The organism is Agromyces sp. H66 (assembly GCF_004959775.1).
GTDB lineage: Bacteria > Actinomycetota > Actinomycetes > Actinomycetales > Microbacteriaceae > Agromyces.
On record NZ_SJZG01000004.1, the window covers coordinates 171480 to 191142 of the forward strand.

Annotated in this window: 16 protein-coding genes; 6 read left to right on the top strand and 10 right to left on the bottom strand. The window is 73.5% G+C overall.

The genetic code is table 11. The features are described 5' to 3' along the window. Window positions 1-10: 10 nt before the first annotated feature. Genes EZM51_RS08935 through EZM51_RS08950 form a run of 4 tightly spaced genes read right to left on the bottom strand, consistent with a single transcriptional unit; the run spans window position 11 to window position 3901 of the window. Complete coding sequence (locus tag EZM51_RS08935; protein WP_136707914.1) at window positions 11-886, bottom strand: hypothetical protein; 876 nt, start codon at window positions 884-886, stop codon at window positions 11-13. Window positions 887-902: 16 nt separating this feature from the next. Next, window positions 903-2081, bottom strand: coding sequence for a P-loop NTPase (locus tag EZM51_RS08940; RefSeq protein WP_136707915.1), 1179 nt, complete (start codon window positions 2079-2081; stop codon window positions 903-905). Beyond that, entirely contained in the window at window positions 2068-2586 is a 519-nt protein-coding gene (locus tag EZM51_RS08945) for a DUF1003 domain-containing protein (RefSeq protein WP_136707916.1), read from the bottom strand. Before EZM51_RS08945 ends, EZM51_RS08940 begins: the two co-directional genes overlap by 14 nt. After that, on the bottom strand, window positions 2573-3901 hold the full coding sequence (locus tag EZM51_RS08950; protein WP_136707917.1) for a CBS domain-containing protein: 1329 nt from the start codon (window positions 3899-3901) through the stop codon (window positions 2573-2575). Before EZM51_RS08950 ends, EZM51_RS08945 begins: the two co-directional genes overlap by 14 nt. 77 nt (window positions 3902-3978) lie before the next feature. Between EZM51_RS08950 and EZM51_RS20835 the strand changes: the two genes are divergently transcribed. Both EZM51_RS20835 and EZM51_RS08960 read left to right on the top strand, forming a co-directional pair. Further along, on the top strand, window positions 3979-4737 hold the full coding sequence (locus EZM51_RS20835; RefSeq protein WP_211195864.1) for a general stress protein: 759 nt from the start codon (window positions 3979-3981) through the stop codon (window positions 4735-4737). A gap of 146 nt (window positions 4738-4883) precedes the next feature. Next, entirely contained in the window at window positions 4884-5228 is a 345-nt protein-coding gene (locus tag EZM51_RS08960) for a TIGR02611 family protein (protein WP_136707918.1), read from the top strand. Between the two features lie 93 nt (window positions 5229-5321). Here EZM51_RS08960 and EZM51_RS08965 read toward each other — a convergent pair whose 3' ends face one another. Both EZM51_RS08965 and EZM51_RS08970 read right to left on the bottom strand, forming a co-directional pair. Further along, a complete protein-coding gene (locus EZM51_RS08965) occupies window positions 5322-6881 on the bottom strand; it encodes an aminopeptidase P family protein (RefSeq protein WP_169053845.1) in 1560 nt (519 codons plus the stop codon). A 47-nt stretch (window positions 6882-6928) separates the two neighbouring features. Then, window positions 6929-7945 carry an endonuclease/exonuclease/phosphatase family protein gene (locus tag EZM51_RS08970; protein ID WP_136707920.1) on the bottom strand — a complete coding sequence of 339 codons (1017 nt, stop codon included), beginning with the start codon at window positions 7943-7945 and terminating at the stop codon, window positions 6929-6931. Window positions 7946-8042: 97 nt separating this feature from the next. On the opposite strand from EZM51_RS08970, the gene EZM51_RS08975 reads away from it, so the two are divergent. Next, a complete protein-coding gene (locus EZM51_RS08975; RefSeq protein WP_136707921.1) occupies window positions 8043-8912 on the top strand; it encodes a PHP domain-containing protein in 870 nt (289 codons plus the stop codon). A gap of 71 nt (window positions 8913-8983) precedes the next feature. On the opposite strand, the gene EZM51_RS08980 is transcribed toward EZM51_RS08975, so the two are convergent. Further along, a complete protein-coding gene (locus EZM51_RS08980) occupies window positions 8984-10459 on the bottom strand; it encodes a DEAD/DEAH box helicase (RefSeq protein WP_169053846.1) in 1476 nt (491 codons plus the stop codon). 132 nt (window positions 10460-10591) lie between these two features. Between EZM51_RS08980 and EZM51_RS08985 the strand changes: the two genes are divergently transcribed. After that, window positions 10592-11308, top strand: a complete 717-nt coding sequence (locus tag EZM51_RS08985) for a ferritin-like fold-containing protein (RefSeq protein WP_136707923.1) — start codon at window positions 10592-10594, stop codon at window positions 11306-11308. Window positions 11309-11333: 25 nt separating this feature from the next. On the opposite strand, the gene EZM51_RS08990 is transcribed toward EZM51_RS08985, so the two are convergent. Further along, a complete protein-coding gene (locus EZM51_RS08990; protein ID WP_136707924.1) occupies window positions 11334-11645 on the bottom strand; it encodes a hypothetical protein in 312 nt (103 codons plus the stop codon). 2 nt (window positions 11646-11647) lie between these two features. Beyond that, window positions 11648-11872, bottom strand: coding sequence for a DUF3107 domain-containing protein (locus EZM51_RS08995; RefSeq protein WP_136707925.1), 225 nt, complete (start codon window positions 11870-11872; stop codon window positions 11648-11650). A 93-nt stretch (window positions 11873-11965) separates the two neighbouring features. Here EZM51_RS08995 and EZM51_RS09000 point away from each other — a divergent pair, with 93 nt between their 5' ends. Next, window positions 11966-15067: a UrvD/REP family ATP-dependent DNA helicase gene (locus EZM51_RS09000; protein ID WP_136707926.1), complete on the top strand. Its 3102-nt coding sequence runs from the start codon at window positions 11966-11968 to the stop codon at window positions 15065-15067. Continuing rightward, on the top strand, window positions 15064-18420 hold the full coding sequence (locus tag EZM51_RS09005; protein ID WP_248305550.1) for an ATP-dependent DNA helicase: 3357 nt from the start codon (window positions 15064-15066) through the stop codon (window positions 18418-18420). Before EZM51_RS09000 ends, EZM51_RS09005 begins: the two co-directional genes overlap by 4 nt. On the opposite strand, the gene EZM51_RS09010 is transcribed toward EZM51_RS09005, so the two are convergent. After that, window positions 18339-19577: a phosphotransferase gene (locus tag EZM51_RS09010; protein WP_136707927.1), complete on the bottom strand. Its 1239-nt coding sequence runs from the start codon at window positions 19575-19577 to the stop codon at window positions 18339-18341. The genes EZM51_RS09005 and EZM51_RS09010 overlap by 82 nt on opposite strands. Window positions 19578-19663: the final 86 nt, after the last annotated feature.

The following is a 19663-nucleotide window of genomic DNA, read 5'->3' on the forward strand; positions in this document are numbered from 1 at the left end:
GGTCGGCCCTTCAGCCGGCCGGCGCATCCAGGCCGCAGCGTTCGCCGTAGTAGGCGTACAGCTCGGCCTTCAGGCCGTCGGCGGCGGGCACGTCGAGCCGGCCGGCCCGGCCGTCGTCGGTGGCGAGTTCGAACGGGAGGATCGTGCCGCGCTTGTCGTCGGCGATCGCGTGGGCGTCGCATCGCGCGGGCCGCACCGGAAGCGAGATCGTGAACGGCGCGTCACCGGTCGCCACGTCGAGGCCGAGCGTCCAGTCGATGCCGTCTTCGGCGTTCAGGAGCGTCGTGCCGTAGATGCGCTCGATGCGCATCGAGCGGTCGCCGGTGGCCACAGGCTCGACCCGCACGTCGATGTAGGCCCGACGGTCGGGGCCGACGCCGGTCGAGCGCAGGTGCTCGGGCATGACGAGGGCGGCCACGGCCGCGACGGACTCGCCGAGGCAGTCGGCGCCGTTCACGCGGGCGACGGTGTCGAAGGGGTCGTCGGCCGTGAGCCGACCCTCGTGCGCACCGTCCGCCGTGCGCAGGCGCAGGTCGACCTCGACCGGCCCGGGCTCGGCGTCGCACACGCTCGCCGGCAGGTCGAGCCGGATGTCGACCGCGTCGTCGGCCCCGAGCTCGATCGCCTCCGACCGCTCCAGTCCTGGCGCGAACGTCGGCGTCTCGACGACGAACGATTCGATCGTCACCGGCGTCGGGCCGGCGTTCTCGAAGCGCACCACGAGTTGCCCTGCGACGACGTCGAGGCGGCCCTGCTTGATGGAGACCGCGAGCCCGTCGGGCATCGCGGGCGCGGCGGCCGGCGACGCGCACCCCGCGAGCAGGAGCGGCACGGTCGCGAGGGCGCCGACGAGCGCGAGCGAGCGGGAGCGGTGGGCGAGAGGCATCCGGCTCATCGTTCGATCACCGCACCGAGACGTCGAGGCGGCGACCGGCCAGCGATCGGGGGAGGGCGGCGAGGTGCTCGGCGACCTGCTCGATGGCGCGCGCGGCCGGATCGTCGGGCGAGGAGGCCACGACGGGCGTGCCGGCGTCGCCGCCCTGTCGCAGCGCGATGCTGAGCGGAACGCTCGCCAGGAGCGGCACGGGCTCGGGCTGCCCCTCGGAGAGCCGCTCGGCCACGAGGGCGCCGCCGCCGGCGCCGAACAGCTCGACGACGCTTCCCTCGGGCCCGGCGAAGCCCGACATGTTCTCGACCACGCCGACGATGCGCTGTCCGGTCTGCCGGGCGACCACGCCCGATCGCTCGGCGACGTCGGCCGCGGCCGGCTGCGGCGTCGTGACCACGACGACCTCGGCGTTCGGCAGCAGCTGCCCCAGCGAGATCGCCACATCGCCGGTGCCCGGCGGCAGGTCGACGAGGAGCACGTCGAGGTCGCCGAAGTACACGTCGGTGAGGAACTGGTTGAGCGTGCGGTGCAGCATCGGACCCCGCCACGCCACGGCCACCGACGACGCGCGGCCGCCCGGCTCGGCGGGCTCCACGAACATGCCGATCGAGATGACCTTCACGCCGTGGGCCACGGGCGGCAGGATCATGTCGTCGACCCGCGTCGGGCGGGCGGCGTTGCCGTGCTCGTCGACGAGGCCGACCAATCCCGGGATCGAGAAGCCGTGCACGTCGGCGTCGACGAGCCCCACGCTCAAGCCGCGTGCGGCCAGCGCGACGGCGAGGTTCGCGGTGATCGTCGACTTGCCGACGCCGCCCTTGCCGCTCGTGATCGCGATCACGCGGGTGAGGGTGCCCGGGCCGAACGGGTTGCCCCGTGCCGCGCGGCCGCCGCGGAGCCGCTCGGTGAGCGCCTGCCGTTGTTCGGGCGTCATGACCGTGAGGTCCACGTCGGCGTTGCCGGGCCCGACGACCGTCTCCGCGGCCTGCCGCACGTCGCGTTCGATGCGGTCGCTGGCGGGGCATCCGACGATCGTCAACCGGATGCCGACCCGTGCACGACCGTCGTCGCCGACCGCGACCGACTCGACCATGTCGAGGTCGGTGATCGGCTTGCGGATCTCGGGGTCGATGACGCCGGTGAGTGCGGCGCGGACCCCCTGCTCGAGTGCTGCGACGTCAACGGGGGGCATGCTCGGCCTCCCCGTCGGGCTGCCGGTCGAGCTCCTCCATCGCGGCACGCAGCTCGGCGCGGATGAAGTCCTTCGTCGCGAGCTCCTTCACGACGAGCCGGAGCGCCACGACCTCGCGGGCGAGGTACTCGGTGTCGGCGAGGTTCCGCTCGGCGCGTTGACGGTCCTGTTCGATCTGCACGCGGTCGCGGTCGTCCTGCCGGTTCTGGGCGAGCAGGATGAGCGGGGCGGCGTAGGAGGCCTGCAGGGAGAGGGCGAGGGTCAGCGCGATGAAGCCGTAGTCGGCGCGGTCGAACTGCAGGTTCGTGGGTGCGAGCGTGTTCCAGAGCATCCACGCGACGACGAAGAGGGAGAGGCCGAACAGGAACCAGGGCGTTCCCATGCCGCGCGCGATGTACTCGGTGAAGCGACCGAAGCGGTCGCTGTCGCCCGATCCGCGGAAGGCCGGCGATCGGCGGATTCCCTTCGGGGTGTCGAACCGGCGGTCGACGTCAACGCGTGCCATCTCCTGCCCTCCTTCCATGCGGGATCGGGATGCTACCGGTGGTCAGTTGCGCGCGCGCCGCGGCGCGGCGTCCCACTTCGGTCTCCTCGGGATGACTTCGCCAGTCATCGGGCAGGAGGTAGTCGAGCACGTCGTCAATCGTCACCACCCCGACGAGTCGGTGCTTCTCGTCGACCACCGGCACCGAGACGAGGTCGTAGCTCGCGAGGATGCGGCTGACCTCGGCGGCGGAGGTGTCGGCGCGGACGGGCTCGAGGCCCTGGTCGATGAGCGTGCCGAGGCGCTCGTGCGGCGGATAGCGGAGCATCCGCTGGAAGTGGACGATGCCGAGGAACCGACCCGTCGGCGGCTCGTACGGCGGCAGGGTGACGCACACCGCGGCGCCGAGCGCCGGCGGGAGGTCGTGACGTCGGATGAGCGCGAGTCCCTCGGCCACGGTCGCGTCGGCCGAGACGATGATGGGCTCGGTCGTCATGAGCCCGCCGGCGGTGTCGGGGCCGTACGAGAGGAGGAACCGCACGTCGTCGGCCTCCTCGGGCTCCATGAGCTCGAGGAGGTGCTCGCCGCGCTCCTCGGGGAGCTGCGCGATGAGGTCGGCCGCGTCGTCGGGCGACATGTGGTCGAGCACGTCGGCGGCGCGGTCGTCGCCGAGCTTCGCGAGGATCTCGACCTGGTCGGACTCGGGCATCTCCTCGAGCACGTCGGCGAGCCGGTCGTCGGGCAGTTCCGCGGCGACCTCCTGCCGGCGCTGCGGGGGCAGGTCGAGGAGCGTGTTCGCGAGGTCGGCGGGCTTCAGCTCGGAGTAGGTCGCGATGAGCTGCTCGGCGGACTGCGCCTCGCCCTTCGCCGTGAACTCGCGCACCTCGCGCCAGGTCACGTAGGCCGACTGCCCCTTCGTGAACGGCGATGCGCCCTTGGGTCGGCGCACGAAGAGCTGGTCGACCTCCCACTCGCCGGGCTCGCGCTCCTCGATCGCGACATCCTCGATCGTCGCCTGGCCCGAGCCGTCGTTGAAGACCACCTTGCGACCGAGCATCTCGGCGATCACGCGCACCTCGCCGCCGCGCTGCTCGAACCGGCGCAGGTTGATGAGGCCCGTCGTGATGATCTGGCCGCCCCCGATCGACGTGACCCGCCCGATCGAGACGAAGACCCTGCGTTTGCCCGGGATCTCGACGATGAGTCCGACGACCCGCGGAGGGTCGTTCTTGCGGTACACGACGAGGACGTCGCGCACCTTACCGACCCGGTCGCCGGCGGGGTCGAAGACCGCGCAGCCGGCGAGTCGGGCGACGAAGACTCTCGTGGCACTCACACCACCAACTTAGCCCCGGAACCGGCATTCCGGCCGGTTCCGGGCGGCGGCGCGCGGCCCCGTGGGAGAATGGCCGCGTGACCAACCAATCCCCGTTCGGCGGCCGCATGGCGCGCACGTATCCGACCCTCCCCAGCGGTGAGACCGTGGCGAGCTTCGAGACCTACGCCGAGGCGCAGGCCGGCGTCGACACGCTGGCCAAGGCGGGCTTCCCCGTGAAGGAGCTCGCGATCGTCGGCACCGGCCTCACGAGCGTGGAGCGGATCACCGGCACCCTCAGCTGGGGGCGGGCCGCCGGCGCCGGCGCGTTGTCGGGCGCCTGGTTCGGCACCTTCCTCGGCCTGTTGTTCTTCATCTTCGCCCCCACGGGCGCGTCGCTCGGCATCCTGGGCGCCGCGATCCTCATCGGCGCGGGATTCGGCATGATCTTCAGCGTCGTCTCGTACTCGGTCAACCGGCGCCGCCGCGACTTCACCTCGATCGCCCAGGTGCTGGCGACGCGCTACTCGATCGTCGCCGAGCCGGCGCACGTCACGCGCGCACGGCAGGTGCTCGGAACCACGGATGTCGCGGGTGCACCGTGGAGCGCGCCGGCCGCGCCGGTGCCGCCCGCTGCCTCCGCGGCCGTGCCGGCGGCCGCGCCGCCGCCCGCGCCCGCCGCGTCGGCAGAGCCGTCGGGCGGGGAGGCGGCGTCGGCCGGAGGAGAGGGCACCGAGGCATCCGACACCGGCGCGGAAGCGGCCGAAGAGGAACCGCGCGGCCTCACCTACGGCGAGGCGCAGGACGCCGCCCGCCGGGCGCGCCGGCAGCGCGAACGCGGCGACGCCGACGCCTGAGGCCCGCCGGCGTCGGGCCGGTCGCGCGGCCGGTGCGCCGCTTCGGTCGACGCGAGGGCGCACAGGGGCGCGGTGAGCAGCAGCGCTCCTTGCGCGGCCGGCGACGTCGCGGGGCATTTCCAGATTCGCGATATATCGTGTCGCCCATGGTGCACCTGATCACGCAACGCGAGCTCGAGCTCGAGATCGCCGAGGGCGAGCGGCCGGATCGTCCGATCCGGCGGATGCTCCGCGGCATCCGCCGCTGGATCGACCGCCACCCGCGGCTGCGGTTCGCCTACCGACTCGGCGTCGGCGTGCTCGGCGGGGTCATCGCGTTCGGCGGGCTGCTGCTCGTGCCGCTGCCCGGCCCCGGATGGCTCGTCGTATTCCTCGGCCTCGCGATCCTCGGCACCGAGTTTGCGTGGGCGAAACGCCTCGCCGCCTTCACCAAGCGCCAGCTCGCGCGGTTCTGGGCCTGGTGGCAGGAGCGCCGGGCCGCGCGCGCCTGACGAACCCGACCGCCGGCCGCGCCACGCCCGCGGGCTCTGCGCCAGTTGTGCGGGCGCGGAGGACGCGGATGTGGCTCCGAGGCCGCGAGGGCGTCAGCGCGCGGCGCCGCGCACCCACGCCTCGACCTCGTCGGCCGTGCGCGGGATCGCCGCCGAGAGGTTCTCGGCGCCGTCGGCGGTCACGAGGACGTTGTCCTCGATGCGCACGCCGATGCCGCGGAACTCCTCGGGCACCGTGAGGTCGTCGGCCTGGAAGTACAGGCCGGGCTCGATCGTGAACACCATGCCCGCCTCGAGCACGCCGTCGAGGTACATGGAGCGACGCGCCTGCGCGCAGTCGTGCACGTCGAGCCCCAGGTGGTGGCTCGTGCCGTGCACCATGTAGCGGCGGTGGAACTGGTTCTCGGGCTGCAGCGACTCCTCGGCCGACACGGGCAGGAATCCCCACTCGGCGGTCTTCCGCGCGATGACCTCCATTGCGGCGGCATGCACCTCGCGGAAGATCGCACCCGGCTTCACGACCCGGAACGCGGCATCCGCGGCTTCGAGCACCGCCTCGTAGACCTGGCGCTGCACCGGCGAGAAGGTGCCGTTCACCGGGAACGTGCGCGTGATGTCGGCCGTGTAGTACGTGTCGCGCTCGACCCCCGCGTCGAGGAGCACCAGGTCGCCGGGCACGACGGGGCCGTCGTTGCGGGTCCAGTGCAGGATGGTCGCGTGCGGGCCGGCCGCGGCGATCGAGCTGTAGCCGACGTCGTTGCCGTCGAGCCGGGCGCGGGTCGCGAAGACACCCTCGATGACGCGCTCGCCGCGCACCTCGGCCGTGATGCGGGGCAGCTCCTCGAGCACCTCGGTGAATCCCCGCGCCGTCGCGTCGATCGCGGCCCGCAACTCGGCGACCTCGAACTCGTCCTTCACGAGGCGCAGCTCGGAGAGCACGCGCGCGAGCTCGGCGTCGGGCTCGTGCTCGCCGCCCACCTCGAGCGAGAACGGGGCGTCCGACGCGTTGGTCGAGAGGGCGGCCTCGGCGGCGTACCGGATGCGTGCGTGGTCGACGCGCTCGGTGAACGCCGGGTCGGCTTCGCGCAGCACGAGCGTCGAGGTGTCGACCGAGTCGATCACGTGGTCGAGGTCGGCGATGCCGCGAGTGGCGAGGCCCAGGTCGGCGGCGACGTGCGCGAGCGAGGGGCGCGGCCCGATCCAGAACTCGCCGATCGACGCGTCGGCGTAGAACTCCTCGGTGTCGCGCCCGGCGCGCTCGCGGAAGTACACGGTGGCGTCGTGGGCGTCGCCGTTCGGCTCGAGCACGAGCACCGCGCCCGGCTCGGAGTCGGCGCCCCAGCCGGTGAGGTGCGCGAAGGCCGAGTGGGCGCGGAACGGGTAGTCGGTGTCGTTGGCGCGCTGCTTCATGTCACCGGCCGGGATGATCAGCCGGATGCCCGTGAACGCCGCCGAGACCTTCGCGCGACGGGCCGCGGCGAACGTCGCCTGCTCCCGCGCGGGCGGCAGCGACTCGTCGCGCTCGGCCCAGCCGGTGCCGATGTATCGCTTGAAGCCCTCCGACGAGGGCGTCGTCGAGCGGTTGGCGTTGCGGTCATCCTCCTCCGCCGTGGGGCGCGCGGTCGAGGTGCTCGTGTCGGTGGTGTTCGCCATGCCGTCCATTCTGGCACCGCCGGCCGAGCGGACGCCGCGAGCCGACGTCACCCGACGCGGCTCAGCGTCGCGACCACGGGCCGGTGGTCGCTGCCCGACCCGTCGACCTCGCCGATGACCCGGAACGCGTCGACCCGCCACCCCGGCGTGGCCAGGACGTGGTCGATCGGGCTTCCGAGGAGCTTCGGCAGGATTGTCGGCCACGTGCCGATCGCTCCCGCGCCGGCGGCGACCGCGGCATCCCGGCACCGCCCGAGGTCGCCGCCGTCGACGCCGCGGCCGGCGAAGTGGTCGACCGTCGCGTTGAAGTCGCCCGCCATGATGACGTTCTCGCCCGCGCATTGCTCGGCGAGCCAGTCGAGGTCGCTTCGCCAGTTGCGGAGTTCCCAACGGATGGGCGCGACGGCGTGCACGGCGACGATGCGCGGACCGTCGCCGGCCACCGGGTCCGCGACGATCGAGGGCAGCGTGTTCGTGTTGCCGGGCGGTCCGGGCACGAGCGCCGACGTGACCGTGTAGTCGCCGAGTGCCGGCGAGATGAGGATCGTGGTGGAGCGCGCCTTCGCGACCTCGTCGAAGGCGACGGTGTGCACCCACATGGGGCTGCCGCCCTCGCGCATCGCGATCGCGATCTCCTCGCCGAGCGGTCCGGTGGTCTCGGGCAGCACGATGACGTCGGCGCCCTCGTCGAGCGCGAGCGTCGCGATGCCCGATGCGTCGGGCACCTCTCCGAGGGTGTTCCAGGACATGACGGTGACGGATGCCTCGCCGGCCGCGGCATCCGACCCGCTCGCGCCGCGCGTGGCGAGCACCGCGACGTTGCCGGCCGCGAACAGCGCCAGGACGACGGCCATGGCGATCCCGAACCGGCGCGTCGGGCGCGGGATCGCGAAGAGGGTGAACGCCGCCGCGAACACGATGCCGCCGAGGGCCGCCGCACCGCGCAGGGCGACGACGTGCGCGGCCACCCACTGGTTCTGGAGACCCACCCCCTGCGGCCAGACGAGCACGGCGGCGAGCGCGGCCGTGCCGAGGACGACCGTCCAGCCCAGGAAGCGCAGCATTCCACCAACCCTAGGCGAGCACGTCCTGCTTCCGCCGATGGGTCACTCCGGGTCTGCTGGGAGTCGGCGGTGAGGATGCCGCGACTAGCATGAAGGAGTGTCCGAGTCTCCCGTCGCCGCCGGTGAAGCCGACCTGCACACCCACACGACGGTCTCGGACGGAACCGAGTCGCCCACCGTCCTGATGCAGCAGGCCGCGGCGGCCGGGCTCTGGGGGATCGCCCTCACCGACCACGACTCGACGGGCGGCTGGGCCGAGGCCGCGGCCGCCGTGCCCGAGACGGGCGTGGTGCTGATCCCGGGAATCGAACTCTCCACTCGTGAGGGGTTCACGAGCGTCCACCTGCTCGGCTACCTCATCGACCCGCTCGACGAGGCGCTGCTCGCCGAGACCGCCCACATCCGCGAATCACGGCTCACTCGTGCCGAGGAGATCGTGCGCCGCATCGGCCGGGACTACGCGCTGAGCTGGGACGACGTGCTCGCGCAGACCACGGAGGGCGCCACGATCGGCCGACCGCACATCGCCGACGCGCTCGTGGCCCGCGGGCACGTGGCCTCGCGCTCGGCGGCGTTCGCCGGCATCCTGGATCCCGGCGCCGGCTACGCGCAGCCGCACTACGCGCCCGATCCGCTCACGGGGGTGCGCCTCATCCGTGCGGCCGGCGGCGTGCCGGTGCTCGCGCACCCCGGTACCCGGGGTGCGGAACGGGTCATCCCGCCCGAACGGCTGGAGCGTCTCGTCGACGCGGGCCTGTTCGGCCTCGAGATCGACCACCCCGAGAACCGCGAGGACGCGAAGCCGCGACTGCGCGCGCTCGCCCGCCGGTTCGGGCTCGCCGTCACGGGATCGAGCGACTACCACGGTGCCGGCAAGCCGAACGTGCTGGGCGAGTGCCGCACCGCACCCGAGGTCGTCGGGCGCATCATCGCCGAGGGTCGCGGCTCGGCGCCGGTCTTCCCCTGACGGGTCGCGCGTCGTCACGCCGACGGCGCGACGACGCGCGGGACGTCACGCCGACGGCGTGACGGGGAGCGTCACGCCGCGGGCGCCGACCCGCCGGTCGATCCGCGGCGCCGGCGGCGGCGGCGCGGTGCCGCGTTGCCGTCGTGGTGCTCGTGCCCCTTGCCGTCGTGCGTCCCGGTGCCGGGCTCCTTCGCGACGGCGGCCGTGTCGGCCCTCTCGCCGCCGGCGGCCGGCTCACCGGCCGGCTTGCCGCCGCGCGTGCGCCGGCGCGAACGCGAACGCGGTGCGCGCTCGGCATCGGCCTCGGCACGGCCCTCGCTGCGCCCGGCCGTGCTCGAACGCGCGGGTGCGGCCGTCGCGCTCGGCTTCAGCCGGCCCTTGGTGCCCTGGGGGATGTCGAGGTCGGAGTACAGGTGCGGGCTCGACGAGTAGGTCTCGGTCGGCTCGGGCTGGCCGAAGTCGAGCGCCCGGTTGATGAGCGCCCACTTGTGCAGGTCGTCCCAGTCGACGAACGTGACGGCGATGCCGGTCTTGCCCGCGCGCCCGGTGCGACCGACGCGGTGCAGGTACGCCTTGTCGTCGTCGGGGATGGTGTGGTTGATGACGTGCGTCACGTCGTCGACGTCGATGCCGCGCGCCGCGACATCCGTGGCGATCAGCACGTCCTTCTTGCCGGCCTTGAACGCCGCCATCGCCCGCTCGCGCTGGTCCTGGTTGAGGTCGCCGTGCACGGCGGCGGCGTTGAAGCCGCGGTCGTTGAGCTCCTCGACGAGCTTCGCCGCCGCGCGCTTGGTGCGCGTGAAGATGACGGTCTTGCCGCGGCCGTCGGCCTGGAGGATGCGGGCGATCACCTCGTCTTTGTCGAGCGAGTGCGCCCGGTACACGAGGTGCTTGATGTTCGCCTGCGTGAGGCCCTCGTCGGGGTCGGTCGCCCGGATGTGGATCGGCCGGGTCATGAAGCGGCGGGCCAGCGCCACGATCGGACCGGGCATGGTCGCCGAGAACAGCATCGTGTGCCTGGTCGCCGGGGTCTGCGCCATGATCTTCTCGATGTCGGGCAGGAAGCCGAGGTCGAGCATCTTGTCGGCCTCGTCGAGCACCATCTCGCTGACGTTGCGCAGCGAGAGGAGGCGCTGCGACGCGAGGTCGAGCAGGCGTCCGGGCGTGCCGACGACGATCTGCGCGCCGGCCTTGAGCTGCTCGATCTGGCCCTCGTACGCCTTGCCGCCGTAGATCGACACGATCTTGGTGGGACGGTTGGATGCCGCGAGCTCGAGGTCCTCGGTCACCTGCACGCAGAGTTCGCGGGTGGGCACCACGACGAGCACCTTGACGCCCGGCTCGGGGTCGTCGCCGAGGCGCTGGATGATCGGCAGGCCGAACCCGAAGGTCTTGCCCGTGCCGGTCTTGGCCTGGCCGATGATGTCCTGGCCCGAGAGGGCGAGGGGGATGGTCTGTTCCTGGATGGGGAAGGCATCGATGATGCCCTTCCCGGCGAGGGCGTCGACGATGTCGGACGCGACGCCGAGGTCACTGAAAGTGGTCAAAGTTCTGCCTGTCGAATGTCGCTGATGAGGGTGCGCCTCGTCTCGACTCCAGGCGCACGGCCGCGGGTCCAACGCCCGCATGCGCTTCCAGCCTATCGGAGACTCCCTGAGAGCCTCCGATAGGCTGGGCCCGTGGTGTTCCGGACGAATCGACGCGGCCCGCGTCCCGAGACGCCGCGCCTGCGTCCGCGCCCGGCGCCGACCGAGCTCGCGCGCGTCGACTTCCACGAGCTCGTGCCCGAGCCCGTGCCCTTCCTCGGGCAGGCCGCCTACATCCAGCTCGAGTTCTTCGAGGGCCTCGCCAAGGCCGTGGCCACCGCGCCGACGCTACCGTCGAAGGAGGGTCTGAGTGCGGCCGCGGGCGTCGCGCTGCGCAAGCACCACGCGCTCATCGCGGAGCTGCGCCGGCTCGACGTGGAACCCGACGACGTGATGGCGCCGTTCGCGCCGGCCACCGACCGGTTCCGCCAGGCGACGGCGGGCGCCGACTGGTACGAGCTGCTCCTCGGGATCCACCTCACGGCCGGCATGCTCGACTCGTTCTTCTCGCGCCTGGCCGAGGGTCTTCCGGCCGAGCTCGGCGCGCGCGTGCGGGCCATCCTCGACGAGGAGGGCGCCACGGTCGTGCTCGAATCCGAACTGAAGGCCGCGATCCAGGCGGACCCGAGGCTCGCCGACCGACTCGCCCTCTGGGGCCGGAGCCTCGTGGGCGACACGCTCCTCATCGCTCGCTCTGCGTTGCGGGGGTCGGATGCCTCGGCGCGGGCCGGCGAGCAGGTCGAGCCCGTGTTCACCGAGCTCATCGCCGACCACACGCGTCGCATGGACGCGCTCGGGCTCACGGCGTAGCCGGAGGTCGCCGTCGAGGCGCCGGTCAGGCCTTCCGGGCCGCGGCACCCGGCCGAGCGAGCCGCTCGAAGAGCGCCGCGTCGCCGCGCTCCCGGCGCGGGCCGATCACGAGAACGGCCGCGACGGCCGCAAGCCCGGCGGCGACGAGGGAGGCGACCCAGATCCAGCCGCCGTCCCACGGCAAGCCGAGCCAGGTGAGCCCGACCCACACGACGGCCGCGACCGCGGTGCCGATCGCGGGCACGAGGGCGCTGCCGTACGTGTGCCGGCGGGGGAGCGCATAGCGAGCGGCGAGTCCGAGGATCGCTCCGCCGAGCGCGACGAACATGAGCTCCATCGTCAGGCGACGAATCCGACGCGGCGCGACTCCTCCGAGCCGATCTCGATGTAGGCGAGCGCCGCCGACGGCACGACGTACACGGTGCCCTTGTCGTCGGTGAGCTTGAGGTGCGCCGACTGCCCGGAGAGCGCCGCCGCGACGGCCTGCTCCACCTCCGCCGCCGTCTGCGAGGTCTCGAATCCGAGTTCACGGGGGGAGTTCTGGATGCCGATGCGAACGTCCACGGTGCGCCTTTCTGCTTGTGTCTGAAACACTACGACACGGGCCGCGCCGGGCCGTACCCGTTCACTGTCGGCGGAACGCGTTACCGTTCAGGCATGCCCCGCACCGCGACTTCGCCGCACCCCGTCGCGACACTTCCCGATGGGGCGCACGCCGCGGTCTTCGGCTCACCCGGCAGCGGCAAGACCCGGCTCGTGGTCGAACTGGTCGCCGACCGCGTCGAACGCCGCGGCTACGGCACCGACGAGGTGCTCGTGCTGTCGGCGACGCGGGCGTCGGCCACGGCACTCCGCGACGAGCTCGCGGTGCGCCTCGGTGTCGCGACGAGGGGGCCGCTCGCGCGAACCGCCAACTCGATCGCGTTCCAGCTCGTGCGGGCGGCCACCGGAGCACCCGTCACGCTGCTCACGGGCGCCGAGCACGACCAGATCGTCGGCGACCTCCTCGAGGGCGGCATCCGCGACGGGTTCGGCCCGGCCTGGCCCGAACCCCTCGGGCCCGACGTGCGCGAGCTGCGGGGATTCCGCTCAGAGCTCCGCGACCTCATGATGCGCGCCGTCGAGCACGGTGTCGACGCCCGGGCACTCGCGCGACTCGGCGAACGCGCGGGCCGGCCCGAGTGGGTCGCCGCGGCGACGTTCCTCGAGGAGTACGCCGAGGTGAAGGAGCAGGTGCGGCCGACCCAGTTCGACTCCGCCGAGCTGGGCGCGTTCGCCGCCGCGATCGTGCGTCGCAGTACGACGGATGCCGCGGCATCCGCTGCGCTCGGCGGCCTCGCGGCGCTCCGGCTCATCGTGGTCGACGACGCCCAGGAGGCGACCGAGGCCACGGCCGCCATGCTCGGCGCGTTCGCGGCCCGCGGCGTCGCGGTGGTCGCGTTCGGCGATCCCGACGTCGCGAGCAACGGATTCCGAGGGGGCCGGCCCGAACTCCTCGGCTCGTTGTCGACCGTGCTCGACGGCGCCCCCGTTCGGCGCATCGAGCTCCCGAGCGTGCTGCGCGGCCGGTCGGCCATCCGCGAGGTCGTGCGCTCGGCCACCTCGCACATCGGCACCGCCCTCGGCGGAACGCACCGGCAGGCGACATTCGACGAGTCCGACGGCGTCGACGCCGACCCGTTGGCCCCGGTGCTCGGCATCGAGGCGCACTCGCATGCGGCCGAGTGCCAGTCCGTCGCGGCGCTCCTGCGCGAACGGCACCTGCTCGACGGCGTGCCGTGGTCGTCGATGGCCGTCGTGCTGCGGGCCGGTGCCGACGTGCCCGCGTTCGAACGCGGCCTCGCGCTCGCCGACGTGCCGACCGCGGGCGACGCGGCACGCACGGCGCTGCGCGACGCGCCGGCCGCCGCCGCGCTGCTCGTCGCGGCTTCGCTCGCGCTCGACCGCGAGCCGCTCACCGCCGAGCGGGCGATGGAGGTGCTCACCGGGCCGCTGGGGCGGCTCGACGGGGTCGGGCTGCGCCGCCTCCGTCTCGCGTTGCGGCACGAGGAACTCGCGGCGGGGGGCTCGCGGTCAGGCGACGAACTGCTCGTCGACGCGCTGTCGGCGCCGGGCGGATTCGAGACCGTCGACGCGGCTCCCGGCCGGCGTGCCGCACGCGTCGCGAAGCTCCTCGCCTCCGCACGTGGCGTCGCCACAGGTGGGGGCACCATCGAGGAGGTGCTCTGGTCGCTGTGGGACGGCAGCGGCCTCGCGTCGGAGTGGGGGGCGCAGGCGCGCGGCACGGGCGTGCTGGCCGACGAAGCGAACCGCTCCCTCGATGCGGCGGTCGCGCTGTTCGCGGCGGCCACGCGCTTCGTGGAGCGCGAGCCCGACGCACCGGCCGTGCGCTTCGTAGACGAGGTGCTGGCCAACGAGCTCCCCGAAGACTCGCTGGCGCCGCAGCGCAGCGCCGAGTCGGTCGTCGTGACCACGCCGCCGGCCCTCATCGGCCGCGAGTTCGACGTGGTGGTCGTCGCCGGGCTGCAGGACGGCGTGTGGCCGAACCTGCGCCCCCGCGGCACCCTGCTGCACGCCGGGCTGCTGCCGCGCGTCGTCGCGGCGGCGCGGGCGGGCGCGCCGTTGCCCGGCCCCGAGACCGCGGCCGAGTCGCGTGCGTCGGTGCGCGGCGACGAGCTTCGCCTCTTCGCGCTCGCGGCGTCTCGTGCGAAGCGCCAGCTCGTGCTGAGCTGCACCGCCAACGACGATGAGCAGCCGTCGATGCTCATGGGCTACGCCACCGAACGGGTCCGGCCGCGCCGTCGGCCCCTGCACCTGCGCGGACTCGTCGGCGCGTTGCGCCGCGAGGCCGTCGCCACGGCCGATCCCGAGTCCGCCGCGGCGCTCGCGCTGCTCGCCGAGGAGGGCGTCCCGGGCGCACACCCCGACGACTGGTACGGGCTCGCCGAGCCCTCGACCACGGCGCCGCTCGTGGACCTCGACGACCCCGAGGCGCTCGTCGCCGTGTCGCCGTCGCAGATCGACCGGGCCGAGGAGTCGCCGCTCGGGTGGTTCATCGACCATGTCGCGTCGCCGCCGTCGGGGATCGCCGCGTCGATCGGCACGATCGTGCACGCCGTGGTCGAGGAGGCGGGCGCCCGCGACGACGGCGACACGAGCGTGGAGACGCTGTGGGCCGCCGTCGAGGCGCGCTGGCGGGACCTCCGGTTCGAGGCCGGCTGGGTCGCCGAACGCGAGCGGCGCGGTGCGCGGCGCATGGTCGAGGGCGCCGCCGACTACTTGGCGGCGTTCGCCGACGACGGCAAGGTGCTGCTCGGCGCGGAAGGCCGGTTCACGCTCGTCGTCGACCGCGTGCGGATCACGGGCACCATCGATCGCGTCGAGGCGTCGCCCGACGGCACGACCGTGATCGTCGACCTGAAGACAGGGCGCACGCCGCCGACCGTCGAGCAGGCGTCGCGGCATCCGCAGCTCGCGGCGTACCAGCTGGCCGCGCGGGCCGGCGAGGTCCCGAACGCCGGCGTGGTCGGCGGCGCGAAGCTCGTCTACCTCGCGAGGCCGACCCGCGGCGTCGGTTACACCGAACGCGCACAGCAGCCGTTCGACGACGACGCCGAGGCGGAGTTCCGCGACCGACTCGCCGAGGTCGGGCGGCTCATGGCCGCGAGCACCTTCGAGGGCCCGGGGGAGCTCGGCTTCCGTTCCCGCTTCGGCGCCTGGCAGTACCGTGTGCACCTCATCCCGGCGGTCTCGGCATGAGGGCCGACGGCATGCGGGCCGACGGCACGGGGGCCGACGGCACGAAAATCCACGGCGCGGCGGCATCCGTCCCGATCGCGGGTCGAGGTGCCGCCATCGGCGCGGCCGAGATCGCCGCGCGCCTCGGCCTGCACCCGCCAACCGACGAGCAGCGTGCCGTCATCGAGGCCGATCCGCGCGGCGCGAGCATCGTCGTCGCCGGTGCCGGCAGCGGCAAGACCGAGACCATGGCGAACCGCGTGGTGTGGCTCCTCGCCAACGGGCACGTCGCCGTACCCGAGGTGCTGGGCCTCACGTTCACGCGCAAGGCCGCCGGCGAACTCGCCGACCGCGTGCGCGAACGCGTCGGGCAGCTCGTCGCCGAGGGCATCGCCGACGTGGAACTCGATCCGCTGGAATCGGCCGCCGTCAGCACCTACAACGCCTTCGCCAGCACGATCTACCGCGAGCACGCGATGCTGATCGGGCGCGAGCCCGACGCGTCGGTGCTGGGCGAGGCATCCGCGTGGCTCCTCGCCCGCTCGGTCGCCTCCGCGTCGGCCGACCCGCGGCTCGTGGAGCTCGACGCGTCGCTCGACCGGGTCACCGGCGCGGTGCTCTCGCTCAGCCGGGCGCTCGCCGAGAACGTCGCCGACAGCCGCGACGTGCACGCGTTCGCCCGTGACTTCCTCGCGATGGAGGGCCTGCCGATCGAGGCGCCGCGCAAGCGCACCGACTTCCAGACCTTCACCGACGCGCTCGGCGTGGTCGGCGCCCTGCCGCCCCTGCTCGAACTCGCCGACGCGTACGCGGCCGCCAAGCGCGAGCGCGGCTACGTCGAGTTCTCCGACCAGGTGGCGTTGGCCCTCGCGATCTGCGAACGGCATCCCGAGGTCGTCGCCGCGCACCGGGAGCGTGCCCGCACCGTGCTCCTCGACGAGTACCAGGACACGAGCGTCGTGCAGACCCGGCTGCTCTCGACGCTGTTCCGCGGGCACCCGGTGATGGCGGTCGGCGACCCCGACCAGTCGATCTACGGATGGCGCGGGGCGAGCGCCGCGAACCTCGCGCGCTTCGCGCACGACTTCGCGCCCGACGGGGCCGCCGGGGTCTTCGATCTGTCGACGAGCTGGCGCAACCCGCGGATCGTGCTCGATGCGGCGAACGCGCTCATCGCACCGCTCGACGCTGGAATCCCCAAGGCGCCCCTCGTGGCCTCGCCGTTCGCGGGGCCGGGCCGCCTCGACGTGGCGTGGGCGGAGACCATCGAGGAGGAGGCCGACCTGGTCGCCCGATGGTTCGCCGCGCGCCTCGGGCACGCTCGGGACGGGGCCGTGCCGACCGGGGCGCTGCTCTGCCGCACGTTCGCGAACGTCGGCGTCTTCACGGCGGCGCTGCACGCACGCGGCGTGCCCGTGCATGTGCTCGGTGTCGCGGGCCTGCTCGACCAGCCCGTCATCGCCGACCTCGTCTGCGTGCTCCGAGTGCTGCATGACCCCACCGCGGGCTCCGAACTCGTGCGGGTGCTCGGCGGCGCGCGCTGGCGCATCGGCACGGCCGACCTCGCCGCACTGCACGACCTCGCCAGGTGGCTCGCCGATCGCGACCTCGCGAGCCGGCGGCTCGACGACGACGTGCGCACCGGGCTCCGTGCGTCGATCGCACCAGATGAGTCGCCGTCGATCGTGGACGCCCTCGACTTCCTGCTCACCGCGCCCGATGGGCACAGCGCGGTGCGCGGCTTCAGCGAGACGGGCCTGAGCCGCATGCGCCGAGCCGGCGCGCAGCTCCAGTCGCTTCGCCGCCGCGCGGGCCTGCCGCTGGTCGACTTCGTGCATCTCGTGGTGCAGGAACTCCTGCTCGACATCGAGGTCGACGCGAACGAATCGCAACCCCTCGGCGCGCCGAGCCTCGAGGCATTCGACGACCTGCTCACGGGCTTCGCGCAACTCGCCGAGCACCCCACGCTCGGCGCCTTCCTCGGATGGCTCACCGAGGCCGAGCAGCGCGACCGGCTGGCGCCCCGGCAGGATGAGCCCGAACCGGGCGCCGTGCAGGTGCTCTCCATCCACGGGTCGAAGGGCCTCGAGTGGGATCTCGTCGCCATCCCGCGAATGGTCGACGACGAGCTGCCGTCGAAACCGCGCACCACGAAGGGATGGCTGGCGTTCGGCGAGCTGCCGAACGATTTCAAGGGCGACCGCGACGAGTTGCCCGAGCTGCAGTGGCGGGGCGTGCAGAGCCAGGCCGAGTTCGACGCCGCCGTGCGTGCGTTCGCCGACGAGAACCGGGATCGCCACGCCGACGAGGAGCGACGGCTCGCGTACGTGGCGCTGACGCGCACACGCGACGAACTGCTGCTCACGGGCTCGTGGTGGTCGACGCAGAAGTCGTCGCGTACGCCGAGCCCGTTCCTGCGCGAGCTCGCCGTGGCGGGCGTGGTCGACCCGGCGGCGCTGCCGCTCGCGCCCGCCGACGACGAGAACCCCCGCGACGGCGCGACGACACGGCAGCGCTGGCCGCTCGACCCGCTCGGTGCACGGCGCGCCCGAGTTCGCGCCGCCGCCGACGCGGTGCGCGCCGCCGCCGAGCGGCCGAGCGGCGCGGGCATCGGGCCTCGGCTCGCCGACGAGCTGCGCCTCCTCCTCGAGGAGCGTCGGCGCCGGTTCGAGGGGCCCGGGGCCCCGCCGATCCCGGCGCGTGTGCCCGCCTCCCGGTTCAAGGACTACGTCGACGATCCCGCGGCGGTCGCCGAGCAGCTCCGACGGCCCATGCCGCAGCGCCCCTACCGCGCCACCCGCATCGGCACGCTCTTCCACGCGTGGGTGGAGCACCGATCCACGGGTCCGGGCGAGGCCGCCGCGATCGACGACGGGTGGTCGGCCCTCGCGGTCGACGACGACGAGCCGACGTCGATCCTCGCGGATGCGGCGCCCGACCGTCTGCGCGCGCTGCGGGCGACGTTCGAGGCCTCCGAGTGGGGCGGGCGTCGCCCCATCGCCGTCGAGCTCGAGCTGCACCTGCCGATCGACGAGCACGTGTTCGTGTGCAAGCTCGACGCGGTCTACGAGGTGCCGCCCGGCGGGGAACTGGCCGCTCGCGGCATCCGCTACCAGGTCGTCGACTGGAAGACCGGCGCCTCGCCGCGCGACGAGCACGACCTGGAGCTCAAGCAGACGCAGCTCGCCCTGTACCGCCTCGCGTACGCGAAGTGGGCGGGCGTGGCGCCCGAGCAGATCGATGCGGTGTTCTACTTCGTCGAGGAGGACCGCATCATCCGGCCCGACCGCCTCTACGACGAGGCGGCGTTGCGCCGCTCCTGGGCCTCGGCGGCGGGCTCCGCGGCCGCCGTGTCGTCGGTGCCGTCGGGGTGAGGCGGCTCGGGCGGGGCCGCATCGCCCCAATCGCTGAGGTCGAGCGGGATCGGTGCCGTGGCATCCGCCGGCGCCGTCGGCTGTTCGCCGGCCTCGCGGCGCTCGAACTCCGAGAAGTCGTAGCTGTCGGTGAGCAGTGTCGCCCCGCCCTCGCGAGGCAGGTGGTCGCGGGGCGTGTCGTCGAGCATGCGCTCCACGTCGCCGACCGCGAGGATCGGACCGGTCTCAGGTGAGAGCGGCTCGCTCGTCTGGTCGTGCACGCGCTCCACGAGGCCGTCGAGGAGCGAGACGGCGTCGTCGATGATCGCCTCGTCGCGGCGCTCGACGCCGTGGAGGAGCCACCGAGCGAGCTCGAGCTCGCCGTAGAGGAGCGCGCGCTGGGGCAGATGGGCGTCGGCGACGCCGGAACGGCCTCGCGTGTACGCCTCGAGCGCGAACTCGGCGGATGCCCCGCGCGACGTCAGCAGCCAGTGCAGGTCGCGCGCCGGGTCGCCGACCGCGAGCGTCCCCCAGCCGACGATGGCCGTCACGATGTCGCCGTCGACGAGGATCGAGTCGGCCGTGAGCGAGCCGTTGACGACGGTGGGCCGGAATCGCCACAGTGCCTGGTCGTCGGTCGCCTGTTCCCACCGGCGCAGGATCGCCGCGGGCAGGCGACCGGTGTCGGCGGCCTGCCCGATGAGGTGGACCACGCCGTCATGCGCCTCCTCGGCGGTCTCCCGCGGGAGGCCCGCGTCGCCGATGAAGCCGGCGGGCAGCGTGTGGATCGCGGCGATGGCGGTGCCCACCGCCCAGGCCAGCGACTCGTGCTCGGTGAGCTCGTCGGCCGTCAGCACCGTGCCCGGCAGGAACTCGGTGACGATGGCGCGGGTGCCGTCGATCGGCGCCTGGCCGACGAACGCGGGCACCCGGAAGGGCAGGAGCGATCGGATGCCGGGGGTCATCGCCCGGATGGCGACGAGGTCGGCGGACTGCTCGGTCTCGGCACTCTGCGAGCGCGGCGCGCGGATGACGAGGTGCCGCCCGTCGGCGGCCCGGAGCAGGACGCTGTCGTACCCTCCGTGGCTGCGGCGGGTGTGCGTGCGGGCCCCGCGCACCTCGAGGCCGGGCACCGCCGCCGTGGCCAACGCGGCTAGAGTGAGAGGGGGTCTGGCCATGGCCACAGCTTAAGCAGGTGAGTCCGCCTCCCGGGCGACCGCCACGCCTTCCCGCCGACTCCGCCCACTGGTGCAGACAGCGGGCT